Raw genomic sequence first — 9,199 nt, 5'->3', positions numbered from 1 at the left:
TAACTATATTTTTTTGTTATCCTGTTGTTAAAATCTGTTTTTCTTCTGGTTTAGAAAAGTTTCAAAAATCATAACTTCCTGCCCGAATTTTGCCTCAATACGTTCGGTGATATTTTTAAATTCGATATCAATAAATTCCTGACGTTTTTCTATGTCGTCAAATATCAACAGAAGGTTTGTGTTCTTGCCTTCGCTGATCATATCACTTTCTACTTCAGAGAGTATATATTTTTCAACATCCATAAGGTTTTCAACCATATTTTCGAGATCGGTTTTTATGTACTCATCCCATGATGCCACAAGATCGGCGGGCGTGTGAAAGGTAAGGCTCAGAATGCTCATTGCTTTTAAGTTTTTTTTAAGTTTTGTTGATAAATTTATAGCGCAAAAATCGCTAAATTTTTCGTAAATTAGCACGTTCTTAAAATTAGAAAGAAAAGAATGATCACGCATTAACATAAGTGCTTGATTTTCATTTTATTAAAAAATATTATGCATAAAGAAGGAGAAAGGTTAATTCCTATCAACATTGTTGATGAAATGAAATCCTCTTATATCGATTATTCGATGTCGGTAATTGTTTCCAGAGCTTTACCCGATGTAAGAGATGGCTTAAAGCCGGTTCACAGAAGAGTTTTATACGGAATGTACAATCTGAATGTTTTTTCGAACAGAAAACATTTAAAATCTGCAAGAATTGTCGGTGATGTTCTTGGTAAATATCACCCGCATGGCGATTCCTCTGTTTATGATGCAATGGTGCGTATGGCCCAGCCGTGGAGTCTGCGTTATCCGCAGATTGATGGACAGGGTAACTTCGGCTCGATGGACGGGGATCCGCCGGCAGCAATGCGTTATACCGAGGCAAGACTCAAAAAAATTGCAGACGATGTTTTGGCTGATCTCGACAAAGAAACCGTAGATTTCCAGAATAACTTTGATGATTCATTGACGGAGCCTTCCGTAATGCCTACTAAAATCCCGAATCTTCTGGTAAACGGTGCGTCAGGTATCGCTGTGGGTATGGCGACCAATATGGCGCCCCATAACCTTTCAGAGAGTATTGATGCAATCGTTGCCTATATCGATAATAACGAAATTACGATTGATGAGCTCATGAAGCACATCATCGCTCCGGATTTCCCTACCGGCGGAATTATTTATGGTTACGACGGTGTTCGCGATGCCTTCCATACCGGAAAAGGCCGCATCGTTCTCCGTGCGAAAGTAAATTTCGAAGAAATTGGAAACCGAAATGCTATTATTGTAACCGAAGTTCCTTACCAGGTCAACAAAGCAGAAATGATTGCCAGAACTGCTGAACTGGTAAAAGAAGAAAAGATCCCGGGAATCTACGAAATCCGTGATGAATCCGACAGACAGGGGCTTAGAATCGTTTACGAACTTAAAAATGATGCAATTCCGAACGTAGTTCTGAATATGCTTTATAAATATACTTCGCTTCAGACCTCTTTCAGTGTCAATAATATTGCGCTGGTAAAAGGAAGACCGGAGCAGCTTAACCTGAAAAGCATCATTTATCATTTTGTAGATCACCGTCACGAAATCGTGATCAGAAGAACCGAGTACGAGCTTAGAAAAGCCAGAGAACGCGCTCATATTCTTGAAGGTTTCATGAAGGTAATCGGCACCCAGGATGATCTGGATAAAGCGATTGCCATTATTCGTCACAGCGCGAATCCTGCTGAAGCGAAAGAAGGTTTGATGAAAGAATTCGATCTTTCAGAAATTCAGGCACAGGCCATTCTGGATCTCAGATTGGCGAGGTTAACCGGAATGGAACTCGACAAGATCCGTGCAGAGTATGAAGAAATCATGAATTTGATTAAAGATTACGAAGACATTCTTGCAAACGAGTCCAGAAGATTCGAAATTATTAAAGCTGAACTTCTTGAAATGAAAGAGAAGTACGGCGACGAGAGACGTTCAGAAATCGATTATTCAGGCGGCGAAATGTCGATTGAAGACTTAATTCCCGACGAAAAAGTTGTTCTTACGATTTCGCACGCGGGTTATATCAAAAGAACTTCGCTTTCAGAATATAAAATCCAGAGCCGCGGCGGCGTAGGAAACCGCGCAGCAACCACAAGAGACGAAGATTTCCTCGAATATATTGTGGCTGCTACCAATCACCAGTACATGCTTTTCTTCACCGAAAAAGGAAAATGTTTCTGGCTTAGGGTTTTCGAAATTCCTGAAGGTTCCAAAACAGCTAAAGGAAGAGCAGTTCAGAACTTAATTAATATTGAACCCGACGATAAAATTAAAGCATACATCAGAACAAACGATCTGAAAGATACAGATTATGTGAACCAGATGAATGTGTTGATGATTACCAAGAACGGAACCATCAAGAAAACTTCCCTCGAGGCTTATTCAAGACCGAGAACCAATGGGGTAAACGCCATCGAAATACGTGATAACGACCAGTTATTAGGGGCAAGATTAACGAATGGTAATTCCGAAATTATGATTGCGACCAAAAACGGAAAATGTATCCGTTTCCCTGAAGAAAAAGCCAGAGCAGTAGGCCGTGGATCGATCGGTGTACGTGGTATTTCGCTTGAAGATAACGACGAAGTTATTGGCATGATTGTAGTAAATGATGTGCAGAATGAAACTGTTTTGGTCGTTTCAGAAAAAGGTTACGGTAAACGTACGGCGGTAGAAGATTACCGTGTTACTAACCGTGGCGGAAAAGGGGTAATTACCTTGAATATCACCGAGAAAACAGGTAATCTGATCGCCATTCAGAATGTAACTGACGAAGACGGATTGATGATCATCAACAAATCTGGAGTAGCCATAAGAATGGGTATGGATGAAATGCGCGTAATGGGAAGAAACACCCAGGGCGTGAAGGTCATCAACCTCAAAAATAACGATTCTATTGCTGCCATAGCGAAAGTGGAAATGGATAAAGATGTGGAAGAAGAAGAGGAAAATACTCAGGAACCGCTTCCGGGTGCTGTGGCATCTGCACTTCCTGAATTCAGCGACGTGCCTCAGACCGGCGACAACGCCATCAGCAATATTGGCGATGAAGCTCACCTGAAGAAAATTGAAGAAGAAGAGGAAAAAGAAAATAACAGAATAGCGAAAGAAAAAGAAGAGGGAACTACCGATGATGAAAACTAACAGTAAACCAATTTTTTTAAAATTAATATAATGAAAAAAATATTTTTCAGCATTGCATTAGTTTCGGCAACTGTTGCATTTGCACAAAAAAAGGAAATCGCGGCGGCAGTGAAAGCCATTGACGCTGGCGATGTTGCGGCTACCAACTCGCAGATTGCTGCAGCCGAAGCAGTAATGGGTGGTAAAACCTATTTGGTAGAGCCTGCTGTTCTGGAGCAGTATTATTATGCAAAAGGTTTGGCGCTTTTAAAATCAGGTAAAAACGCAGAAGGTGCAGCTTACCTCGCGAAAATGAGCGAACTTGGTAAAGAAAAAATATATACCGGTAAAGACAGCAGCAAAAACAAAGTGTATTATGTGGGTAAAGCAGCCGCAGATCAGTCAGGAACTCAGGGACTGAAAGAAGATACTTACCTTCCTGTCTTAACAGGCAAGATTGGCAACACCATTAACCCACTTATTGAAGCTGCCAATAAAACCGCGATGAATGCTTATACATCAAAAAATTATGCTGCAGCAGCACCAAAATTCAGAGAGGTTTATGATCTCTTGAAAGCAGGCGGGCAGGATAACAAACAGTATCTGTATTACTCGGGGCTAAATTATGCGCTTGCTGATAAAAAGAATGAAGCAATCGAGGTGTATAATGAACTCATCAACTCCGGATATACAGGTGTTTCAACCACATATTTTGCTAAGAATAAAAAATCAGGTGAAGTAGAGCCGTTGGACAAAGTAACCTGGGATCTTAACAAAAAGATGGGAGCAACTTCAGAATATTCCGATTTTACCAGCGAAACTTCAATAAGTATTGAAAAAGAGCTGTACGAAACCAATGCAGCACTGATGGTAGATGCTGAAAAATATGATGACGCTTTAGCACTCATTGAGAAAGGATTGAAAAAATTCCCGTCAAATTCCAAGCTTACAGAACTTCAGGGAACTGCTTATTACAAATCCGGTAAGATGGATCAGTTTATTGCAAACCTGAAAGTGCAGACCGAAAAAAATCCGTCAGATGCCAATAACTGGTACAACCTGGGAGTTCTTCAGAGCAAGGATCCTGCAACAGAGGCAGAAGCAGTGAAATCGTACAAAAAAGCGGTAGAGTTGAATCCGGCTTTCGCTCAGGCGTGGCAAAACCTTACCTATGTTACTATGGGTGACGATGCCAAAGCGATTGAAGATTACAATGCAGCTAAAAAAGCAGGAAAAACAGAAGCTGCAAATAAGATTATCGAGGCAAGAAGAGCAAGACTTGCTGCAGCACTTCCTTACGCTGAGAAATGGTACGAAAGCGACCAGCAGAATATCGACGCGGTTTCTTTGCTGAAAGGCTTATATATGTCTAACAAAAAAGAAGCAAAATACCAGGAATTTAAAGCCAAAGAAGCTGCAATGCAAGCTGCAGGCAAAAAATAATACTCAATCAGTTTCTAACTGATGATGGATGCACCGAAATATTCGGTGCATTTTTTATATTGAAATATCAGTTTTCTAAATTCATTTCCCTGGATTTAAAAGAAAATTTAAGAAATATGGGTTTCTGAATCCTCAATTTCTTCGTAAATTCACACCAAATTTTAAAATTATGACCTCATCAGAAAAAATATCGGCATTACGCCAAAAAATGCAGGAAAACCAAATCGACGCATTTATCGTTTATTCCGCAGATCCACATATGAGCGAGTACCTCCCGGAGGAGTGGCAGGAACGCAGCTGGCTTTCAGGATTTACAGGTTCAGCAGGTTTTGTGGTAATTACTGCGGATAAGGCAGGTTTATGGACTGATGGACGGTATTTTGTTCAGGCACCGAAAGAACTTCAGGGTTCCGGTATTGATCTGATGAAGGAAGGTGAAGAAGAAACGCCACACTATATCGACTGGATTATCGCTGAAATTCCTCAGAACGGTAGCGTTGCAGTAAATGCTCTGGCAACTTCCAACTCCAATTGGGAAATGCTTCAGGAAAAGCTTTCCGCGAAAAATATTACTTTAAAAGACCAGCCATTGCTGAAAGAAATCTGGACCGACAGAAATCCCAGCGCTAAGAAAAACCCAATATTTGTTCATCCGGTAGAGAGAGCCGGAAAATCGGTTGCAGAAAAGCTCGCAGATATCCGCCAGAAAATGGAAGGCCTCGGCGCTTCAGTTCATATTATTTCCAGTCTTGATGATGTTGCGTGGACTTTAAACTTAAGAGGAAGCGATGTACAGTCGAATCCTGTGTTTTTAGGATATATCATTCTGACTAAAAATGAAGCTAAACTCTTCGTGGATCTTGAAAAACTGGAAGTAGAAGCCAGAAAACAGATGGATGAATCTTTGGTGAAAATGATGCCTTACGAAGAATTCTTCACCGAACTTCAGAACATTAAAAATGAAACAGTCCTTATTTCACCCAACAGCAACCAGTCGATTTTTGAAGCTTTAAAATCTGACAATCAGTTCATCAAAGCCCCAGTTCCCGGCAATCTGATGAAAGCAGTGAAAAACGCCTCCGAACTCGAAGGTTTCCGTACCGTAATGCAGCGCGATGGCGTAGCGATGGTCAAGTTCCTTTATTGGCTTACCCATCAGGCGGGTAAAGAAGAAATGACCGAATATTCCATTGGTGAAAAACTGAGAGGCTTCCGTGCTGAAGGCAAAAACTTCGTGGGCGAAAGTTTCGGCAGCATCGTAGGTTATATCGAAAATGGTGCGATCATGCACTATTCGGCTCCTAAAGAGGGTAGCAAACCGGTGACCAATGATTCTTCAATCCTTGTAGATTCAGGAGGCCAGTACCTCGAAGGAACAACCGATATCACCAGAACTTTGGCTTTAGGCGCGGTATCTGATGAATTCAAACACAACTGTACTTTGGCGTTAAAAGGGATGATTCAGCTTTCTATGGTGAAGTTTCCGAAAGGCACGCGCGGCGTTCAGCTGGATGCGTTTGCAAGACTTGCACTCTGGAACGAAGCCAAAGATTACAACCATGGAACCGGCCACGGTGTGGGAAGTTTCATGAACGTACACGAAGGTCCGCAAAACATCCGCAAAGACATGAATTTCCAGGAACTGATTCCGGGAATGGTGCTTTCCAATGAGCCTGGTTTTTACTGGGAAAATCATTACGGAATCCGTCACGAAAATCTTATTGCAGTAAAGGAAAGTCAGACCACTCAATTCGGTACTTTCTATGAATTTGAGACCTTAACGATCTGTCCGTTCGACAGAAATGTGATTGCAACATCCTTGCTTACCCAGCCTGAAAAAGACTGGCTAAACAGCTACCACGAATGGTGCAGGGTAAAACTTGAAAATGATCTGGAAGGTGAGGTGAAAGAATGGTTCCTCGAGCAGGTAAAACCGCTTTAAAACCTCTTAATAATAAGATAAAAAGTGCAGTTTTCTGCACTTTTTTATGCGTTTCAGTCACAAATTATTAGAAAGAAAAACTTCGGAGGTTGTTAAAAAAGATACACTTAGTTATAGCCCCGATAGTAGCGGCATCCTTTTTATAGCGCCGAATTTGCTGCTGCCTAAAAAGATAAAGCGGATAGCGGGACGGGTCTCCGAATAAAGCCCGAAACCTCTTGCTCCTGAAAACAGGAATTATTCCGTAATTTTGCAGCATGTACAACGACACAATTTGTGCTTTAGCCACAGCCAACGGAATGGGTGCGCTCGGCATCATCCGCCTTTCGGGTGATTATGCAGTGGGCATCGTGAACAAAGTTTTTGAAGGGAAGAACCTTGAGAAAGCCAAATCGCACACGGTTCATTACGGTTTCATCAAAGACAGCGATGAAACGGTGGATGAAGTAATGGTTTCTGTATTTCTGGCACCCAAAACCTTTACCACCGAAAATTCTGTGGAAATTTCATTCCACGGCTCGCCTTATATCGGCAAGAAAATCCTAGAAGTTCTGCTTAAAAACGGCGCAAGAATGGCCAAAGCCGGTGAGTTTACGATGCGCGCTTTTATGAACGGACGTATCGACCTGTCACAGGCCGAATCTATTGCCGACCTTATCGCTTCAGAAAATGAAGCTTCGAGAAAGGTGGCGCTTAATCAACTGAAAGGAGGAATTACCAATGAAATATCAGTCCTCAGAACCGATCTGCTGAATTTTGTTTCTTTAATTGAACTGGAACTCGATTTCGCCGAAGAAGATGTGGAGTTTGCCGACAGAACGTCTTTAACCGAACTTCTCCATAAAATTGAAGACAAACTTAATGCCCTCATCGAAAGTTTTCAGTACGGAAACGCCGTAAAAAATGGAGTAGCAGTAGCCATCCTCGGGAAACCGAACGCGGGCAAATCTACCCTTCTCAATGCGCTTCTAAAGGAAGAACGGGCGATTGTGAGCGATATTGCCGGAACCACGCGCGATACGATTGAAGAAGTGATCCATATCAAAGGGAATGCCTTCCGGCTTATCGATACCGCAGGTTTACGCGAAACTACCGATGAAATCGAAAAAATTGGCGTTGTGAAAGCGAAAGAAAAGTCGGATAAAGCGGATGTCCTTATTTATCTGATCGATGTGGCTTCGCAAGATATTTCTGAAGATGTTGCGATACTTAAAGAGCTTTTACGCGAAGACCTGGAAACCATCATCTGTTTTACGAAAATCGATGAGCATTCGGTTGCAGAACATTCGCTTTTTGAGGACATCAAACGTCTTACGGGAAACGAAAACCTTAAAACGCTTAATATTTCAGCAAAAGAAAACCTTAATCTGGATGAACTCAAGAATCTCCTCACGCACTTCGTTGACACTCTGAAGACCGATGAAAATGTAGTCATCACCAACCAGCGCCATTACGAAGCTTTACAGAAATCCCTCAATGCTGTGAAAGCAGTGGAAGAGGCTGTAAATGCAAGGATTACTACCGAACTTCTCGCGTATGAACTCCGAAACGCCCTGGAATACCTCGGCGAAATTTCCGGAGAATTTACCAACGACGAAGTTTTGGGGAATATTTTTTCTAAGTTTTGTATCGGAAAGTAAAGGCATTTCAACATTTTTAAAATGATTTAATAATCTTCACCTAGGAATTACTGAAAAACTTTTGAAGTCGAAAGCTTTTTCCTTCGATATTTAATTGCCAAAGTTTTTATGAAAATTTAACTGTAACGTTTTTGGTTACAATTAAAAAGAGCTGTATCTTTGCATCATGAACAATACCAGATTTGCAACCGTGATTCATATTCTTACCCTGCTGGCGAAATATCCCGGCCAGTGGCTGAGCTCTGAGTGGATTGCCGAAAGCATTACCATAAATCCCGTGATTGTCCGAAAAGAGCTTGCTGTTTTGCATCAGATGGGCTGGATTGTGAGTAAAAAAGGCAAAGAAGGCGGAACGATGCTTAACATCTCAAGCACTAAAATTTCAATGGCGGATATTTTTAATGCCGTGAAAAATTCAAATGTGCTCGGAAAGAAAAATACATGTAACGATACCAAATGTGTTGTAGGGAAAGAAATCAATAAAGAACTGGAAAAACTCTTCGAAGAAACCGACCGAATTGTTACCGAATTCCTCAGTAATAAAACCTTGCAGGAATTTGTAGACCAGTTTCAGTAAAAAAATTTACATAGTAATGTAACAAAAAATGTTACATTTTAAAAATAGTACCATATGAAAATAGCGATTATTGGAGCCACCGGATTTGTGGGTTCCAAATTAGTGAAAGAAGCTGCCGACAGAGGCCTGCAAGTTACAGCTATTGCAAGAAATGCAGACAAAACTGAAATTCAGAATGTAAACAAAGTTTCTGTAGATGTAAACAATGTGGATGAACTTTCGGAAGTACTGAAAGGTCACGATACAGTTATCAGCGCATACAACGCAGGATGGACGAATCCTAATATTTACGAAGATTTTCTTGCAGGCTCCAGGGCCATTCAGGAGGCTTCAAAAAGAGCCGGATTAAAAAGGCTGATTGTAATTGGCGGAGCAGGAAGTCTCTATACCGCAGAAAACCAGCTGTTAGTAGATACGGAAGGCTTTCCGGCAGAGATTAAGCCCGGAGCATTGGCTGCA

At 41.3% G+C, this 9,199-nt stretch carries 7 protein-coding genes; 6 read left to right on the top strand and 1 reads right to left on the bottom strand.

Annotated elements, in window-relative coordinates:
- Positions 1–27: 27 nt before the first annotated feature.
- Entirely contained in the window at positions 28–342 is a 315-nt protein-coding gene (locus tag V5N63_RS07820; RefSeq protein WP_088469534.1) for a DUF4286 family protein, read from the bottom strand.
- Positions 343–492: 150 nt separating this feature from the next.
- On the opposite strand from V5N63_RS07820, the gene gyrA reads away from it, so the two are divergent.
- From gyrA to V5N63_RS07790, 6 genes are all read left to right on the top strand, one after another.
- A complete protein-coding gene (gene gyrA, locus V5N63_RS07815; RefSeq protein WP_332033496.1) occupies positions 493–3,159 on the top strand; it encodes a DNA gyrase subunit A in 2,667 nt (888 codons plus the stop codon).
- A gap of 30 nt (positions 3,160–3,189) precedes the next feature.
- A complete protein-coding gene (locus V5N63_RS07810) occupies positions 3,190–4,581 on the top strand; it encodes a tetratricopeptide repeat protein (RefSeq protein WP_332033495.1) in 1,392 nt (463 codons plus the stop codon).
- Between the two features lie 169 nt (positions 4,582–4,750).
- Complete coding sequence (locus V5N63_RS07805; protein WP_332033494.1) at positions 4,751–6,523, top strand: aminopeptidase P family protein; 1,773 nt, start codon at positions 4,751–4,753, stop codon at positions 6,521–6,523.
- Positions 6,524–6,780: 257 nt separating this feature from the next.
- Positions 6,781–8,163 (top strand): tRNA uridine-5-carboxymethylaminomethyl(34) synthesis GTPase MnmE, encoded by a 1,383-nt coding sequence (mnmE, locus tag V5N63_RS07800; RefSeq protein WP_332033493.1) that lies wholly within the window; start codon positions 6,781–6,783, stop codon positions 8,161–8,163.
- 166 nt (positions 8,164–8,329) lie between these two features.
- Positions 8,330–8,740 (top strand): Rrf2 family transcriptional regulator, encoded by a 411-nt coding sequence (locus V5N63_RS07795; protein ID WP_332021169.1) that lies wholly within the window; start codon positions 8,330–8,332, stop codon positions 8,738–8,740.
- Between the two features lie 54 nt (positions 8,741–8,794).
- The coding region (locus V5N63_RS07790) for an NAD(P)-dependent oxidoreductase (protein ID WP_332033492.1) at positions 8,795–9,199 on the top strand (405 nt) is incomplete at its 3' end.

The sequence above is a fragment of the Kaistella sp. genome (assembly GCF_032060305.1).
In the GTDB taxonomy this organism is placed as follows: domain Bacteria; phylum Bacteroidota; class Bacteroidia; order Flavobacteriales; family Weeksellaceae; genus Kaistella; species Kaistella yananensis.
The sequence above is the reverse complement of the archived record's forward strand: the minus strand, read 5'-3'. Positions and strand labels throughout refer to the sequence as shown.

Coding starts and splice junctions, on each gene's coding strand:
- V5N63_RS07795 (WP_332021169.1), top strand. CDS start 8,330: ATGAACAATACCAGATTTGCAACCGTGATTCATATTCTTACCCTGCTG.
- mnmE (WP_332033493.1), top strand. CDS start 6,781: ATGTACAACGACACAATTTGTGCTTTAGCCACAGCCAACGGAATGGGT.
- gyrA (WP_332033496.1), top strand. CDS start 493: ATGCATAAAGAAGGAGAAAGGTTAATTCCTATCAACATTGTTGATGAA.
- V5N63_RS07820 (WP_088469534.1), bottom strand. CDS start 342: ATGAGCATTCTGAGCCTTACCTTTCACACGCCCGCCGATCTTGTGGCA.
- V5N63_RS07805 (WP_332033494.1), top strand. CDS start 4,751: ATGACCTCATCAGAAAAAATATCGGCATTACGCCAAAAAATGCAGGAA.
- V5N63_RS07810 (WP_332033495.1), top strand. CDS start 3,190: ATGAAAAAAATATTTTTCAGCATTGCATTAGTTTCGGCAACTGTTGCA.